Source organism: Pseudomonas sp. QC2 (assembly GCF_002859085.1).
Lineage (GTDB): Bacteria > Pseudomonadota > Gammaproteobacteria > Pseudomonadales > Pseudomonadaceae > Aquipseudomonas > Aquipseudomonas petroselini.
This window is the reverse complement of the sequence record NZ_PKKS01000024.1, coordinates 16633-31542: the sequence shown is the minus strand read 5'-3', so window position 1 is coordinate 31542 and position 14910 is coordinate 16633. Positions and strand designations below refer to the sequence as shown.

The window sequence follows — 14910 nt, the reverse complement described above, 5'->3', positions numbered from 1 at the left end:
CACCCCATTAGTCATGCAGTGTTTTCAGGGACTGGGTTTCTTGAAGACGTAGAACAGGTTCGGCTCGCTGACGAGGTACAACGTGCCCTCGTCATCCATAGCGATCCCTTCGGCCTGCGGCACCCGCTTCGTCAGGCCATGGCGCCCGTTCAGCAGTGACAGACTGCTTAGCGGGCGACCGTCGATATCCAGTTCCAGCACTAGGAACGACTCATCCGACAGCGCCAGCAAATGGCCGCTGCGCTCATCGTATTGCAGGCTCGACAGGTCACGTACAAACAGCCCGGCATCGCGCTTGGGGTTGTTGATCACGTGCACCGAGTAGGTTTTTTCCGGTTTGAAATGCGGGAAGCCGTGGACCTCGTAGATCAGCATCGGGTCGCGCTCCTTGGCCACGAACAGGCGCTTGCCCACCGAGTCATAGGCCAGGCCTTCAAAGCCCTTGTTGCCCCCCACGTGCAGGCCCAGCGTCATCTGTTCCGCATCGGCGGCATCGAGGAATTGGGTGTCGTCGTCCACATGCACCTTGATCAGCCGCTGCTGGCGCTCATCGCTGATGACATAAATGTTGTCGCTGATAAATTCCACCGCCTCGGCATCGCCGAAGCCCACCAAGGGAATACGCCGCAGGATCTTGCCCTCAAGGGACAACTCGATCAGCTCGGCGTTTTTATTGGTAACGGTAAACAGGCTTTTGCGCACCGGGTCGTAGGTCAGGGCCGACACATCGTCATCGAGCCCTTCGATCACTTGGGCCTCCAGCGCCACACGGTAATCCGCCAAGCCGATGGAGCGCTCATTCGTCGGCTGACGCCACGCCTGCCAGTTGAACCAGGCACGCTCGAACAGGCGAAAGTGCTGCGCAACGGCCCCGGCGCAGATCAGCGCGATCAACACAAGAATAGAGAACAGGGGTTTGGGGCGGGCTAGTCGACGCATCGGGGCGGGCTCAAAGTCAAAAGTGGCGAATGAATATCACGCCTGTCTGAATTTAAACTTAAACGCGCCCTGATGTCTGGCAAATGCCGCACACAGCGACATATCTGACGTAATCAGTTGTTATTTCTGCTTTTCGAAGCGATAGAACAGGTTGGGTTCACTGACCATGTAGAGCGTGCCGTCGTCGTCCATGGTCACGCCCTCGGCACGCGGAATGGTGTCTTTCAGGCCATTGAAACCGCCCAGCAAGGTCATGAAGCTGACTTGCTCACCCCTCTCGTCCAGCTCCAGCAGCAGATGGGAGTCGGCCGACAACACCAGTAGATGCCCGGTGCGCGGGTCGACCGCCAGTGCCGAGAGGTTGCGCATGTCCAGTTCGGTGTTGGTCAGCTTCACCTTGTTACCCGCCAGGGTCTGGCTGCCATCGCTTTTCCAGGTAAACAGGGCAGGCGGGCGCTCTTCGCCCAGGACCAATTGCTGGTTGCGCTTATCCCAGGTGATCGCTTCAAAGGCCTTGTTCTGGTCCTTGGACGGGCCCAGGTCATAACTTGGGAAGTCGGCCTTGTTCAGCGCCGTGGTGGCAGCGTCGACCTTGACGATGGTCAGGCTATGCTGGCGCTCGTCGACCACGGCCATCAGGCCGTTTTCCATCATTGTCAGCCCTTCGGGGTTGTTCCATCCGTTGAGCGGCATCTTGCGCAGCACATCACCTTGCAAGGTCAGCTCGACGAGAAACGGGTTTTTGCCCATGACCGAGAACAGCGTCTTGGTCTGGGGGTTATAGGCCAGGTCCGAGGCCTCGTCCTTCTCCATACCCGGTAGCAACTTGGCGTCGATGACTGAGTGGTAGTCCGGCAACCACACGCTTTCCTGGCGCTCAGCGGTGGTTTCGAAACGTTCCAGCACCCACAGCACACCGCGATCATCCCAGTGCATGGCCCAGGCAATGCCGTACACAATCGCCCCGGCGAGAAACACCCAGGAATACCAGCGCAGGGCAAAACGGGAACGCAGCTTAGGGGTGACGGTAGGCAGGGGCACGGCCATTGGGCACTTTTCCGGAAAGTCAGCGTTAGGTGATAGCACAGGAACAACGGACCCGCGCGCTTGAGGCAGAGGATTATCCGGATGGGGTGTGAAAAAAATGCAAAAACTTGGATTTTGCGGTTGCACACGAATAAAGGTGGGAGGGGCTTGCCCCCTCCCACAGTTTTAACCGCGTTTCGTCAGCGCACGCTGCTTTCGAAGCGGTTCACACCCGACAGTTCCAGCACCAGCTCATCACCCACATTCAGCGGGCCCACGCCGGCCGGGGTGCCGGTAAGGATCACATCGCCCGCCTGCAGCGAGAAGCAGCCGGCCATGTGCTGGATCATCGGGATGATCGGGTTGAGCATCTGCGCGCTGTTACCGTCCTGGCGCACTTCGCCATTGATGCTCAGGCGGATACCGATATCGGTCACGTCCTGGAAAGTGCTGCCCACTACGAACGGCGCAATCACCGCCGCACCGTCGAACGACTTGGCGATTTCCCACGGCAGGCCCTTGGCTTTCAGCTCGGCCTGCTTGTCGCGCAGGGTCAGGTCCAGGGCCGGGGCGAAGCCGGAGATGGCGTCCAGTACTTCTTCACGGCTGGGCTTGTTCGACAATGGCTTGCCGATCAATACCGCGATTTCCGCTTCGTAGTGCACCGAACCGCGCTCGGTAGGGATGCTGAAACCACCTTCCAGCGGCACCACACAGCTGCCCGGCTTAATGAACAGCAACGGTTCGGTCGGCACCGGGTTGTCCAGTTCCTTGGCGTGCTCGGCGTAGTTACGCCCGATACACACCACTTTACCAACTGGAAAGTGGATGTTGGTGCCGTCGACATACTTGTGCTGGTAGCTCATGGAACGACTCCTTAAGGGCGGTTAAACAGCGAAGATCTTGCCTGGGTTCATGATCCCGTTAGGGTCGAACACCGCTTTGACGGCCTTCATGTATTCGATTTCAACCGGCGAGCGGCTATAGGTCAGGTAATCACGCTTGGTCATACCCACACCGTGCTCGGCCGAGATGGAACCGTTGTACTTCTGGACGGTTTCAAATACCCACTTGTTCACGGTGGCGCACTTGGCGAAGAACTCATCCTTGCTCAGGTTTTCCGGCTTGAGGATGTTCAGGTGCAGGTTGCCGTCGCCGATGTGGCCGAACCAGACGATTTCGAAATCCGGGTAGTGTTCGCCGACGATCGCGTCGATTTCTTTCAAAAACCCTGGGACTTTGGAGACAGTCACCGAGATGTCGTTCTTGTAGGGGGTCCAGTGGGAAATGGTCTCGGAGATGTACTCGCGCAGTTTCCACAGGTTGTGCAGCTGGGTTTCGCTCTGGCTCATCACGCCGTCCAGCACCCAGCCCTGCTCCACACAGTGCTCGAAGGTTTCCAGCGCGTGGTTGGCGACTTCTTCGGTGGTGGCTTCGAACTCCAGCAGCGCGTAGAACGGGCACTCGGTGTCGAACGGCGCTGGCACGTCGCCACGGCCCATGACCTTGGCCAGGGCCTTGTCAGAGAAGAATTCAAAGGCGGTCAGGTCCAGTTTGCTCTGGAACGCGTGCAGCACCGGCATGATCGAGTCGAAATCGGTGGTGCCGAGCACCATCGCAGTAAGGTTTTTCGGCGCACGGTCCAGGCGCATGGTGGCTTCGACCACAAAGCCCAGGGTGCCTTCGGCACCGATGAACAGCTGGCGCATGTCATAGCCGGTGGCGTTCTTGATCAGGTCGCGGTTCAGCTCCAGTACGTCGCCCTTGCCGGTGACGACCTTCATGCCGGCCACCCAGTTGCGAGTCATGCCGTAGCGAATGACCTTGATCCCGCCGGCATTGGTGCCGATATTGCCGCCAATCTGGCTGGAGCCCGACGACGCGAAGTCCACCGGGTAGTACAGGCCTTTTTCTTCAGCGACGTTCTGCAATTGCTTGGTAACCACGCCCGGCTGGCACACGGCGGTGCGGTCGGTGAGGTTCACGTCGAGGATCTGGTTCATATAGTCGAACGAGACGACCACTTCACCATTGGCCGCCACTGCCGCCGCCGACAGGCCGGTACGACCACCCGACGGCACCAGCGCCACCTTGTGTGCATTGGCCCAACGAACAATGGCTTGCACCTGCTCGGTCGTCTTGGGGAAGACGATGGCGGTCGGCGCGGGTGCGAAATGCTTGGTCCAATCCTTGCCGTAAGCCTCCAGGGAGTCGGCATCGGTCAGCACTTTGCCGGGCTCAACCAGGGTCTTTAGCTCATCAATCAGGGCAGGATGGGTCATCGACAGAACTCTCGAACAATTCATGGTCATCCTGAGAACGCTTCACGTCGCAGGAATGAGTGTTAGCGGGGCGCGTATGCTAGCATACCGCCCCCGCAGGACAGAGCCCAAGGGCGTTTCTGCGGTGACGGCTTTCCTGCCGTCCGGGTCAGCTTGCGCTGCTCGATTCCCTGCCATTTTTCTCCGGGATACAGGTTTACGCAGATGAGCAAGACTTCTCTCGATAAGAGCAAGATCAAGTTCCTTCTTCTGGAAGGCGTCCACCCATCGGCTGTCGACGTTCTGAAAGCCGCCGGGTACACCAGCATTGAGTACATCACCAGTTCTCTGCCGGAAGCCCAGCTCAAGGAAAAGATCGCCGACGCGCACTTTATCGGCATTCGCTCCCGCACTCAGCTGACCGAAGAGATCTTCGATCACGCCAAGAAACTCGTGGCGGTCGGCTGTTTCTGCATCGGCACCAACCAGGTCGACCTCAACGCAGCGCGCGAGCGCGGCATCGCGGTGTTCAACGCACCGTACTCCAACACCCGCTCCGTTGCGGAACTGGTGCTGGCCGAGGCTATCCTGCTGCTGCGCGGCATTCCTGAGAAGAACGCTTCCTGCCACCGTGGCGGCTGGATCAAAAGCGCGGCCAACTCCTTCGAAATCCGCGGCAAGAAGCTGGGTATCGTCGGTTACGGTTCGATCGGTACGCAACTGTCGGTCCTGGCGGAAGGCCTGGGCATGCAGGTGTTCTTCTACGACACCCTGACCAAGCTGCCGCTGGGCAACGCCACGCAAGTGTCGAGCCTGACCGAGCTGCTGGGGATGTCCGACATCGTGACCCTGCACGTTCCGGAAACCGCTGAGACCCAGTGGATGATCGGCGAGAAGGAAATCCGCGCCATCAAGAAAGGCGGCATCCTGATCAACGCGGCACGCGGCACTGTGGTCGAGCTGGACGCCCTGGCCGACGCGATCAAGGACAAGCACCTGATCGGCGCCGCCATCGACGTGTTCCCGGTAGAGCCACGCTCCAACGACGACATCTTCGAAAGCCCGCTGCGTGGCCTGGACAACGTGATCCTGACCCCGCACATCGGTGGTTCCACCGCTGAAGCCCAAGCCAACATCGGCCTGGAAGTGTCGGAAAAGCTGGTCAAGTACAGCGACAACGGTACGTCCGTTTCCTCGGTCAACTTCCCGGAAGTGGCGCTGCCGGCTCACCCTGGCAAGCACCGTCTGCTGCACATCCACCAGAACATCCCTGGCGTGATGATGGAGATCAACAAGGTCTTCGCGGAAAACGGCATCAACATCTCCGGTCAGTTCCTGCAGACCAACGAGAAGGTCGGCTACGTGGTGATCGACGTCGACGCCGAATACTCGGACCTGGCGCAAGAGAAGCTGCAGCACATCAACGGCACGATTCGTAGCCGCGTGTTGTTCTAAGGTTTCAACGCAGCACGAAAAAGGGAGCCCCTCGGGGCTCCCTTTTTTTCATCTGAACAAATCTTACTTGACGTTAACCGTGATCACTTTTGAGGCTACAGTCGGGTTGAACTGCATGTGCAGTTTGTCGCCGGCAACCAGTTGCAGCGTGTGTTTGCCTGGGGTGAGGGTCAGCTCGGTTTCGGTCTGGGCCTTACCGTAGTGGATCACGGTGTCGGTGGCGGGGATCGGCACGCCGGCGTCAGGCAGTTCTTTCTGGTCGACCAGCAGATGGTGGTGACCGGTGCCTGGATCCTGGCTGGTAGCCGGGGCCAGCTTCAGGCCTTCCATGCCGAATTTGACGGTGAAGGTCTTGTCGACGGTGGCGCCGTCTTTTGGCGACACGATGAATACTTTGGCGCCTTCAGGTGGAGCACTGCGCGGGATGCCGTCGGCGGCGGTAGCCAACATCGAAGCACCCAGCAGCAGGCTGGCAATCGTTGCACGGGACAAAAGGGCTTTCATTCGCTTCTCCAGTTTTTCTATGAAATCTGTAGGGTTATGACAACTTCGCGACAAATTGCGGTCCAAGGCACTCAACACCATAGCAAAGCGAGGCTGAACGGCGTCCTCGCACATTCGAATTCTTTAGGAGTGACCATGCGCTTTTCGCCTGGCCTGTTACTGCTGCTTCCCCTTCTGAGCCCTTTGGCGCATGCCGAACTGGTCGATGATGTGTTCGACCGTGGCGAACTGCGCATCGCCGTTGAAGCCAACACCCCGCCGTTCAACTTCAAGCAAGGCGACAAACTGACCGGCTTCGAAGTGGAGCTGGGTGAGCAACTGGCCCAGGAGATGGACGTGCGCCCCTCGTTTATCACCACCGATGACACCGACCTGCTGCCGGGGGTGGAAACCGGCAAGTACGACGTGGCCATCAACCATATCGCTATGACTGCCGAGCTGCAGGATCGGTTCGATTTCAGTGAGCCTTACAACGAGAAGCCTGAGCTGACGATCCCGTTCCAGAAGGGTAATCCGGCGTTCAAGGCGAGCCTGGACAAGGCGTTGCAACGCTTGAAGGCGGATGGCCGATTAAAGGCATTGGCGCACAAGTGGCTTGAAGGCGACACACCGGTAGCCAAGGCACAGTAGATCAACGGTGGGAGGGGGCTTGCTCCCGATTGCGGAGTGTCAGCGACTGCATGGTTGACTGATTCACCGCTATCGGGAGCAGCCCCTCTCCCACAATTTTTGATCTAGGCAGGGCTTGAGAGTTGGGTCAGGGCGGCGGCGGCCTCGGGGAGTTCCAGCTCGCTGAACACCTGTACCCCATGCTGCCTGAGCAGCGCCGTGGTGACGCCTTCGCCTGCCACCTTCACGCCCCTGAAGGTGCCGTCGTAGGTCTGCAGGTTACCGCACGACGGGCTATTGGCCTTGAGCACAGCGATGCGGATGTTGTGGCGCTGCACCAGCGCCAATGCCTGGCGGGCGCCATCGAGGAACGCGGCGCTGAAATCTTCGCCCTCGGCGGTCAGCACCTGGGCACGGCCCTCCCACACATCCACGCCCTGCCCGCCCGGAATCTCCGCGGCCGGGCGCGGCGTCGGCAACCCGCCCGACACTTCCGGGCAGATCGCAACCACGCGCCCCTCGGCCTGCCACACCGCCAACAGGTCGAATGGCCCGCTGGCCCCGCCGTCGTAGCGCACCTTGTGGCCAAGCAGACAGCGGCTGATCAGAATCTTTTGCATGCTTAAAACGGCTCGTTGCCCCGCCGGCGAAACCAGCCGGTGAGGGACAGGCGTTCGCGCGTAGCGGGCATGACTTCGTGGGGCACTTCGCCCGACAGGAACACCACCAGGCAACCGCCGGTAGGCACCACATCGTATTCGACGCCGTCCTTGAGGTACATGCGCAACTGGCCGCCATGCTCGGGCAGCCAAGCGTCGTTCAAGTAGATCACCGCCGAGACCATACGCCGGTCATCGTCGCGGAAGCGGTCCAGGTGCTTGAGGTAAAACGCCCCCGGCGGGTACAGCGCAAAGTGGCTTTCGAAATCCTCAAGGCCGAGGAACAAACTGCGGTTCATGGCCAGGCGCAGGCTGTCCATCAACGCCATATAGGTGTCGCAGACCGCCGCATCGCCCTCTTCCAGCCACTGGATGTGGTCGCCGCGAATACCTTCGCGAATCTCCTGGGTCGGACCGCGTCCCACCGCTGCCGGAGCCAACTCACCCTCGGCTGCACGTTTATGGCACTCAGCCGCCAGTTCCAGGGTCAGAGCCTGGGGTAGGAAGCCGTCCTGCCGGGACCAGCCCTTTTCGGCCAGGTCGTCGACAATACGTTGCAGCAAAGGGTGATCGAGGGGTATTTGCATGGCGCGCATAGTATCCATACGCCTGTGAATCCGACAGAGCCGCCGAGCGTCTGAATACACTTTAGTCAGGTGACTGATAGGACTTCTCGACAAATCCTACGCCCGACACGGACAATAGTGGCCGATTGACAGGAGTCCATATGCGTCGTTTGTTTTTTTCATTGCTGATGTTCTGCGTTTTGCCCGCCTGGGCAGACGGCCATGACCAGTTGTACGAGGTCGCCGGCTGGGCCGAACAACGTGCACATTTCAATGACGCCCTAAGTGCCGCCCAGCAACGCTACCGCAATAGCCTGCCGCCAGCGGTGTACCAGGCGCTGGTGGACAACAGTAATAAACGCTTTGCCGCGCAGTCCATGGACCAGCGCGCCGAGGCGCAATTGCGCAAGAACCTGGCGGACCCGAAGCCCGCCCTGGCCTTTTTCCAATCGCCCCTGGGCCGCAAGATTGTCGCCGCTGAGTTGCTCGCCACGCGCCGCGACCAGTTGGCAAAAAACGCCCAGGGCTTGCCGAAAATCCAAGCCGACGCGACCCGCAGCCTGATCATCGGCCACCTGGCCCAGGCCCTGCCCGCCCGTGAAGCCGGCGCGGAAGTCAGCCTGGCGATTGCCGGTGTGGCGGCCGACAGCCTGAGCCAGATGATCCCCGGTTTGTTGGGCGGTGGTCAGGCCCAGGGCATGTTGAATGGCCAACGCGAGCGGCTGATGCAGCAGATCGACAAAGATCTGAACAACACGCTGTTGTACGTCTATCGGGATTTGTCTGACCCGGAGCTGGAAGAATTCGCTACGTTTGCGGAGTCGCCGGAGGGTAAGGCGTATTACCAGGCGGCGCTGGCAGCCATTCGCGCGGGCCTTGCGGTCGGCCAAAGCACCTCTAGCCTGACGCAGTAACAAATGTGGGAGGGGGCTTGCCCTCTCCCACATTTTTTAGATTGAGTTACTTCAGGTGATCGGTGAGGTACGTGAAATACGCTTCGCGAATCTCCGGTATCTCATTCGCCAAATGGTGCCTGCCACGCGGCAGCATCAACACCTCGGGCTGGTCGAACTTGCTCCTTAGCACCTGCAAGTTGTGCTGCCAGTCCACCGTCATATCTTCCTCCCCCTGCACAATCACCGGCCGCCTAGGGCTGCGCGGTGCGGCTTCGATACGTTTGATCCAGAGCACCAAGGCGCCCACCCAGGCGGTAGGCAGTTGACGCGGCTGCAGCGGGTCGGCCTCAAGGAAGGGCTTGAACGCGGGATCGTGGGTGTTCTCGCTGAACCGCCGCGCGATGCCTTTGACGAAGGGCCGCAGCAGGTAATAGCTGACCTGCGACCAGCCCCAGGCACGCGGCCGCACCAGTGGCGAGAGCAGGAACGTCTTGCCTTGGGCCGGGCTCTCAACGCCATGGTTGAGCACGTGATCCACCACCACCGCGCCGCCGGTGCTTTGCCCGAACAGGTGCCAAGGTTGCGGCAGTTGCAGTGCTTCGGCTTGGCCAAACAGCGCCTGCACCACCTGTTGATACACCGCAAAATCATCGATGCTGGCGCGCGCGCCGCTGGACAGGCCGTGCCCCGGCAAATCGCAGGCGATCACCACGAAGCCCTGGTCCAACGCCCAGTCCACCACATGGCGATACAAGCCCATATGGTCGTAGAAGCCGTGGAACATGAACATCGTCGCCACCGGCACGGGCGGCCACCACACTTGCGCGACCACCTCGAACCCGTCCACCTCGAAGCGTCCCAGACGGCTGACCACCGGAACGTTGCGCGCCGCCAGGTCCAGCCCGTAGAAACGTTGATAGACCCGTGCCTCGGCTGAAAGCGGCTGCGCATCCACCAGGGGCCGCAAGCTTTCGCGCAGATGATCGGGGTCAAAGGTGACGGGCATAAAGGGTTCCAGACTGACGGCGAAGATGAATATCGAGCTGCGATATTCATCTGTCAGGACAAGCATGGCAAGCTACGCGACCTTCGAGGATACATCTGAATGCGACAGCCCTACCGTACCGCCCTGTTCGCCAGCCTGATCCTGGTTATCTGCGCCGGCGTGCTGTGGGCCGCGTATGACTGGTTCCAGGGCCGCTACCTGCGCGCCTTCAGCGAACACACGGCGGTGTTTTCCGGTGACCCGCTGAAACTGCCTGCCGACCTCGCCGGCCCCGGCCCGATCCGCCTGGTGCACTTCTGGGACCCCGCCTGCCCCTGCAACGTCGGCAACCAGCAGCACCTGGGCGAGCTGATCGAGCACTACGCGCCTCAAGGCGTCGAGTTCTACGCCCTGCAAAAGCCCGGCAGCCACGGCCAACTGCCCGACAACCTGCGCCGCATGAAAACCCTCACCGCCCTGCCCGGTGCCGACCAAGTACCGGCCAGCCCGGCCGTGGGCATCTGGGACCGCAGCGGCAAGCTCGCGTATTTCGGCCCCTACAGCGAAGGCCTCACGTGCAATTCCAGCAACAGTTTTATTGAGCCGATCTTGAAGGCCCTTGAAGCGGGACGCGAGGTGAATGCCACGCACACTCTGGCGGTGGGCTGCTATTGTTCGTGGCCAACAGGCTCGTAACTCGCCACCCACTCTTGGTAAGGAATGTTCATGAAGCGCGTCTTGCGGGTTCTCGCGGTTCTTGTAGTGATGATCGCCCTCGGCGCAGGCGCGTACGTCTACAGCAAACAACCCACCCGCCAGGGCACGGTGACACTGGCCAACCTGCAAGGCTCGGTCACGGTGCGCTACGACGACCGTGGCGTGCCGCACATTCGGGCCGAGAATGAAACCGACCTGTATCGCGCCTTGGGCTATGTGCATGCCCAGGACCGCCTGTTCCAGATGGAGATCATGCGGCGCCTGGCCCGTGGCGAGCTGGCCGAGGTGCTCGGGCCCAAGGTGCTGGAGACCGACAAGTTGTTCCGCAGCCTGCGCATTCGCGATCGCGCGGCCACCTATGTGGCGCAGCTGGACCATGAGTCGGCGCACTGGAAGGCGCTGCAAGCCTATCTGGACGGGATTAACCAATATCAGGACAGCCACGCCCGCCCGATGGAGTTCGACGTGCTGGGCATCCCCAAGCGGCCGTTTACCGCCGAGGACACCATCAGCGTCGCCGGGTATATGGCCTACAGCTTTGCCGCTGCCTTTCGTACCGAGCCTTTGCTGACTTACGTACGTGACCAATTGGGCAGCGACTACCTGAAAGTCTTCGACCTCGACTGGCAACCCAAGGGCGCCCTCAACCTGGCTGCCGGCGATTGGCAGACCCTCGGCGCCATCGCTGCCCTGAGTGAGCAGGCCCTGGCCGACAACGGCCTGCCGCAGTTCGAAGGCAGCAACGCCTGGGCCATCAGCGGCAACCGCACCCAGAGCGGCAAACCGTTGCTGGCCGGCGACCCGCATATCCGTTTCTCGGTGCCGTCGGTGTGGTATGAAGCGCAGCTGTCAGCGCCAGGGTTCGAGTTGTATGGCTATCACAACGCCCTCGTGCCGGTGGCGTTCCTGGGGCACAACCTGGACTTCGGCTGGAGCCTGACCATGTTCCAGAACGATGACCTCGACCTCATCGCCGAAAAGACCAACCCGGACAACCCCAACCAGGTCTGGTACCACGGCCAGTGGGTCGACATGACAAGCACCGAGCAACAGATTGCGGTGAAGGGCCAGGCGCCGGTGACCTTGACCCTGCGCCAATCGCCCCACGGCCCGATCATCAATGACGTGCTGGGCGAAAACGCCGGCAACACACCGATTGCCATGTGGTGGGCGTTCCTCGACACCCAGAACCCGATCCTCGAAGGGTTCTACCAGCTCAACCGCGCCGACACCCTGGTCAAGGCGCGTGCGGCGGCAGCCAAGGTGTCCGCGCCGGGGCTGAACATTGTGTGGGCGAATGCCAAGGGCGATATCGGCTGGTGGGCGGCGGCGCAGTTGCCGATTCGTCCGGCCGGGGTCAACGCCGGGTTTATCCTCGACGGCAGCAGCCCCCAAGCCGACAAACTGGGCTTCTACCCCTTCAGTGCCAACCCCCAGGAAGAGAATCCGGCACGTGGTTATGTGGTGTCGGCCAACGCCCAGCCGGTTTCGCCCACCGGCATGGAGATCCCCGGCTATTACAACCTGGCCGACCGTGGCCAGCAGTTGAACGCGCAGTTGAGCGACAAGAGCGTGAAGTGGGACGTGAACAACAGCCAGGCCCTGCAGCTGGGCACCACCACCGCCTTCGGCCCGCGCCTGCTGGCGCCGCTGTTGCCGTTGCTGCGCGAGGCGGTCAAGGACCCGGCGCAGTTGAAACTGGTGGAGCAGCTTGCACGCTGGAAGGGTGACTACCCGCTGGACTCCACCAGCGCCACGCTGTTCAACCAGTTCCTGTTCAACCTGGCCGACGCCGCCTTCCACCCGAAGCTCGGCGACGCCATGTTCAAGACCCTGCTCAGCACCCGCGTGATCGACGCTGCCCTGCCACGCCTGGCCGCCGCGCCGGATTCGCCGTGGTGGGATGGCAAGCGCGCGGAGACCGTCAAGCTCGCCTGGGACAACAGCCTGGCGCACCTCAAGGCCACCTTAGGGGATGATCCGACCCAGTGGCAGTGGGGCAAGGCGCACACCCTGACCCACGGCCACCCGCTGGGCTCGCAGAAGCCGTTGGACCTGATCGTCAATGTCGGCCCGTTCCCGGCGCCGGGCACCCACGAAGTGCCGAACAACCAGTCCGCCAATATCGGCCCGGCGCCGTGGCCCGTCACCTACGGGCCTTCTACGCGCCGCCTGATCGACTTCGCCGACGTGGCGCACGCCCTGACCATCAACCCGGTCGGGCAAAGCGGTGTGCCGTTTGACCGGCATTACGGCGACCAGGCGGAAACCTACATCGAAGGCGGTTACGAACAGGCGCATTTCACCGATGAAGAAGTGACGGCCAATACGCGCGGAACACTGAAACTGCTGCCCGCCAGATAACCGCTTGCAACGCGGTCAAACGGTGGGAGCGGGCTTGCTCGCTCCCACATTAGATCGGCGCCGCAAAGTTAAGCCGGAACTGTTGCGGCGTCACGCCCAGCCGGCGGTTGAACACACTGCGCATGTGCTGGGCATCGCGAAAGCCGCATTGATAGGCCACAGTCTTGAGCGGCGCCGGGCTGCTTTCCAGCATCACCCGCGCCGCGTCCACCCGCGCCCGCTCGACAAACTCCGCCGGGGTGATGCGTGCTTCACGGGCAAACACCCGCGAGAAGTTGCGCGCGCTCATATTGGCTGCCTTGGCCAAGTCGGCAATGGTCAGGTCCCCCGTCAGGTTCGCCAGCACGTGCAACTGCACCTGCGCCACCGCTGACGTGGTTTCGGCGTGGGGCGTGAGAAACGGGCTGAACTGCGACTGCCCACCCGAGCGCTGGGTAAACACCACCAGGCGCTTGGCCACACTCAACGCGACTTCCGGGCCATGATCCTGGGCCAGCAGATACAGCGACAGATCGATGCCCGCCGTGACCCCGGCCGAGGTGTAGAGGTTGCCGTCCTGCACGTAGAGGCGGTCGGCCTCAACCTGGGCGGTGGGGCACAGGCGCGCCAGATCAGCCGCGTCGTTCCAATGGGTGGTGACGGTTTTCCCATCCAGCAGCCCAGCTCGGGCCAGCATGAACGCGCCGTTGCAGATCGAACCGAAGCGTTGCGCACGCGCCGTGGCGCCCCGCAACCAATCATCGAACTGCGTGCCGAAGTCTTCGAAGGGTAACTGCGGGCCGCCAGCGACCAGCAGCAGGTCATAAGCGTGCAGGGCTTCGCTGTAGTGCCGGTGGGCCTGCAATGACAGGCCGTTGGAGGCGGCCATGGTGCCACGGCCAAGGCCAATCACTTCAAGCTGGTAATGGTCCTCAGGCGCTAGAAACCGGTTGGCCTCGCAAAACACATCCATGGGGCCGGTCACGTCCAGTGACTGGACGCCGGGAAAAATCAGGATGGCAACGGTTTTGCCCATGAACAACACACCTTCTCTAACTGAATAAACGCAATTGCCCTCCCACATTTTGATTTTTGCACGGTTCGAGGGACCAATCGCCTGCTACACCCTAGCTGATTTTGCCTTGGCACGATGTGGCTGCACATTGGCCGACATCGCTTCCTCGCCGCGCTAGCCCCTCCACGGGCACGCGACCAGACTGGATGCTTTCCAGAGGAGAACGCCCATGACCACCACCATCGCCGGCATCCAGATCCCTGACAGCGCCCTGGCCAAGGCCACCACCGAATACATCCGCGACGTCGAATCCGATCTGCTTTACCACCATTCCCGCCGGGTATTCCTGTTCGGCGCGTTGAGTGGCGAACGCAAGCAACTCGTCTACAACCCGGAGCTGCTCTACGTCGGCGCGATGTTCCATGACCTCGGCCTGGTGGAAGGCCATCGCAGTAACGACGAACGCTTCGAAGTGGACGGCGCCAACGCCGCCGCGGACTTCCTCAAGCCTTACGGGCTGAGCGATGACGATATCGAACAGGTGTGGTTGTCCATCGCCCTGCACACCACGCCGGGGGTACCGCAACATTTGCGTCCAACCGTTGCACTGGTGACTGCGGGTGTCGAGATGGACGTGCTGGGCATGGACTACGCCGCGTTCAGCAACGTGCAGCGCGACGCCGTGGTGCATGCGCATCCACGCGGTGAAGGGTTCAAGGAGTGCATCATCTGCGCGTTCGCCGACGGTTTGCGCCATCGCCCGCAGACCACGTTTGGCAACGTGAAGACGGATGTGCTGGTGGATCAGGAGCCGGGGTTCCGGCCGATGAATTTTGTCGAAGTCATCCGCAAATCCCCCTGGACGGCTTAACCAACAAGCCAAACCCGATCCATGTAGTGAGCGGGCTTGCCCCGCGCTGGGCTGCGGAGCGGCC

The 14910-nt window shown here is 61.3% G+C and carries 15 protein-coding genes; 6 read left to right on the top strand and 9 right to left on the bottom strand.

What is annotated here, in order from left to right; translation table 11 throughout:
• Positions 1 to 24: 24 nt before the first annotated feature.
• From QCBJ_RS25225 to QCBJ_RS25210, 4 genes are all read right to left on the bottom strand, one after another.
• Positions 25 to 939, bottom strand: coding sequence for an SdiA-regulated domain-containing protein (locus QCBJ_RS25225; protein WP_015886398.1), 915 nt, complete (start codon positions 937 to 939; stop codon positions 25 to 27).
• Positions 940 to 1059: 120 nt separating this feature from the next.
• Complete coding sequence (locus QCBJ_RS25220) at positions 1060 to 1986, bottom strand: SdiA-regulated domain-containing protein (RefSeq protein WP_102061843.1); 927 nt, start codon at positions 1984 to 1986, stop codon at positions 1060 to 1062.
• 179 nt (positions 1987 to 2165) lie between these two features.
• Positions 2166 to 2831, bottom strand: coding sequence for a fumarylacetoacetate hydrolase family protein (locus QCBJ_RS25215; RefSeq protein WP_064054353.1), 666 nt, complete (start codon positions 2829 to 2831; stop codon positions 2166 to 2168).
• 21 nt (positions 2832 to 2852) lie between these two features.
• Positions 2853 to 4247 (bottom strand): FAD-binding oxidoreductase, encoded by a 1395-nt coding sequence (locus tag QCBJ_RS25210; protein ID WP_015886401.1) that lies wholly within the window; start codon positions 4245 to 4247, stop codon positions 2853 to 2855.
• Between the two features lie 204 nt (positions 4248 to 4451).
• On the opposite strand from QCBJ_RS25210, the gene serA reads away from it, so the two are divergent.
• Positions 4452 to 5681, top strand: a complete 1230-nt coding sequence (gene serA, locus QCBJ_RS25200; RefSeq protein WP_003176761.1) for a phosphoglycerate dehydrogenase — start codon at positions 4452 to 4454, stop codon at positions 5679 to 5681.
• A gap of 63 nt (positions 5682 to 5744) precedes the next feature.
• Here serA and QCBJ_RS25195 read toward each other — a convergent pair whose 3' ends face one another.
• Positions 5745 to 6185 carry a DUF4399 domain-containing protein gene (locus QCBJ_RS25195; protein WP_015886402.1) on the bottom strand — a complete coding sequence of 147 codons (441 nt, stop codon included), beginning with the start codon at positions 6183 to 6185 and terminating at the stop codon, positions 5745 to 5747.
• A 135-nt stretch (positions 6186 to 6320) separates the two neighbouring features.
• Between QCBJ_RS25195 and QCBJ_RS25190 the strand changes: the two genes are divergently transcribed.
• A complete protein-coding gene (locus QCBJ_RS25190; protein ID WP_043206040.1) occupies positions 6321 to 6815 on the top strand; it encodes a transporter substrate-binding domain-containing protein in 495 nt (164 codons plus the stop codon).
• A gap of 104 nt (positions 6816 to 6919) precedes the next feature.
• Here the strand turns inward: QCBJ_RS25190 and QCBJ_RS25185 are convergent, their stop codons facing one another.
• Both QCBJ_RS25185 and QCBJ_RS25180 read right to left on the bottom strand, forming a co-directional pair.
• Complete coding sequence (locus QCBJ_RS25185; protein ID WP_015886404.1) at positions 6920 to 7414, bottom strand: DUF523 domain-containing protein; 495 nt, start codon at positions 7412 to 7414, stop codon at positions 6920 to 6922.
• A gap of 2 nt (positions 7415 to 7416) precedes the next feature.
• Positions 7417 to 8049 carry a 2OG-Fe(II) oxygenase gene (locus tag QCBJ_RS25180; RefSeq protein WP_043206041.1) on the bottom strand — a complete coding sequence of 211 codons (633 nt, stop codon included), beginning with the start codon at positions 8047 to 8049 and terminating at the stop codon, positions 7417 to 7419.
• Between the two features lie 131 nt (positions 8050 to 8180).
• On the opposite strand from QCBJ_RS25180, the gene QCBJ_RS25175 reads away from it, so the two are divergent.
• Entirely contained in the window at positions 8181 to 8933 is a 753-nt protein-coding gene (locus QCBJ_RS25175) for a DUF2059 domain-containing protein (protein WP_102061842.1), read from the top strand.
• 46 nt (positions 8934 to 8979) lie between these two features.
• On the opposite strand, the gene QCBJ_RS25170 is transcribed toward QCBJ_RS25175, so the two are convergent.
• Positions 8980 to 9921 carry an alpha/beta hydrolase gene (locus tag QCBJ_RS25170; protein WP_102061841.1) on the bottom strand — a complete coding sequence of 314 codons (942 nt, stop codon included), beginning with the start codon at positions 9919 to 9921 and terminating at the stop codon, positions 8980 to 8982.
• 99 nt (positions 9922 to 10020) lie between these two features.
• Between QCBJ_RS25170 and QCBJ_RS25165 the strand changes: the two genes are divergently transcribed.
• Together QCBJ_RS25165 and QCBJ_RS25160 are read left to right on the top strand one after the other, a co-directional pair.
• Entirely contained in the window at positions 10021 to 10596 is a 576-nt protein-coding gene (locus QCBJ_RS25165) for a DUF6436 domain-containing protein (RefSeq protein WP_046034914.1), read from the top strand.
• 30 nt (positions 10597 to 10626) lie between these two features.
• The gene (locus QCBJ_RS25160) at positions 10627 to 12981 is read left to right on the top strand and encodes a penicillin acylase family protein (protein ID WP_102061840.1); all 2355 of its coding nucleotides are present in this window, start codon (positions 10627 to 10629) and stop codon (positions 12979 to 12981) included.
• A 49-nt stretch (positions 12982 to 13030) separates the two neighbouring features.
• Here the strand turns inward: QCBJ_RS25160 and QCBJ_RS25155 are convergent, their stop codons facing one another.
• Entirely contained in the window at positions 13031 to 13996 is a 966-nt protein-coding gene (locus QCBJ_RS25155) for a GlxA family transcriptional regulator (protein ID WP_093542575.1), read from the bottom strand.
• Positions 13997 to 14204: 208 nt separating this feature from the next.
• Between QCBJ_RS25155 and QCBJ_RS25150 the strand changes: the two genes are divergently transcribed.
• Positions 14205 to 14846 (top strand): HD domain-containing protein, encoded by a 642-nt coding sequence (locus tag QCBJ_RS25150; protein WP_102061839.1) that lies wholly within the window; start codon positions 14205 to 14207, stop codon positions 14844 to 14846.
• Positions 14847 to 14910: the final 64 nt, after the last annotated feature.

What these genes read in the sequence shown, in the direction of transcription:
- QCBJ_RS25225 (WP_015886398.1), bottom strand. Translation starts at nt 939, where the DNA reads ATGCGTCGACTAGCCCGCCCCAAACCCCTGTTCTCTATTCTTGTGTTG.
- QCBJ_RS25220 (WP_102061843.1), bottom strand. Translation starts at nt 1,986, where the DNA reads ATGGCCGTGCCCCTGCCTACCGTCACCCCTAAGCTGCGTTCCCGTTTT.
- QCBJ_RS25215 (WP_064054353.1), bottom strand. Translation starts at nt 2,831, where the DNA reads ATGAGCTACCAGCACAAGTATGTCGACGGCACCAACATCCACTTTCCA.
- QCBJ_RS25210 (WP_015886401.1), bottom strand. Translation starts at nt 4,247, where the DNA reads ATGACCCATCCTGCCCTGATTGATGAGCTAAAGACCCTGGTTGAGCCC.
- serA (WP_003176761.1), top strand. Translation starts at nt 4,452, where the DNA reads ATGAGCAAGACTTCTCTCGATAAGAGCAAGATCAAGTTCCTTCTTCTG.
- QCBJ_RS25195 (WP_015886402.1), bottom strand. Translation starts at nt 6,185, where the DNA reads ATGAAAGCCCTTTTGTCCCGTGCAACGATTGCCAGCCTGCTGCTGGGT.
- QCBJ_RS25190 (WP_043206040.1), top strand. Translation starts at nt 6,321, where the DNA reads ATGCGCTTTTCGCCTGGCCTGTTACTGCTGCTTCCCCTTCTGAGCCCT.
- QCBJ_RS25185 (WP_015886404.1), bottom strand. Translation starts at nt 7,414, where the DNA reads ATGCAAAAGATTCTGATCAGCCGCTGTCTGCTTGGCCACAAGGTGCGC.
- QCBJ_RS25180 (WP_043206041.1), bottom strand. Translation starts at nt 8,049, where the DNA reads ATGCGCGCCATGCAAATACCCCTCGATCACCCTTTGCTGCAACGTATT.
- QCBJ_RS25175 (WP_102061842.1), top strand. Translation starts at nt 8,181, where the DNA reads ATGCGTCGTTTGTTTTTTTCATTGCTGATGTTCTGCGTTTTGCCCGCC.
- QCBJ_RS25170 (WP_102061841.1), bottom strand. Translation starts at nt 9,921, where the DNA reads ATGCCCGTCACCTTTGACCCCGATCATCTGCGCGAAAGCTTGCGGCCC.
- QCBJ_RS25165 (WP_046034914.1), top strand. Translation starts at nt 10,021, where the DNA reads ATGCGACAGCCCTACCGTACCGCCCTGTTCGCCAGCCTGATCCTGGTT.
- QCBJ_RS25160 (WP_102061840.1), top strand. Translation starts at nt 10,627, where the DNA reads ATGAAGCGCGTCTTGCGGGTTCTCGCGGTTCTTGTAGTGATGATCGCC.
- QCBJ_RS25155 (WP_093542575.1), bottom strand. Translation starts at nt 13,996, where the DNA reads ATGGGCAAAACCGTTGCCATCCTGATTTTTCCCGGCGTCCAGTCACTG.
- QCBJ_RS25150 (WP_102061839.1), top strand. Translation starts at nt 14,205, where the DNA reads ATGACCACCACCATCGCCGGCATCCAGATCCCTGACAGCGCCCTGGCC.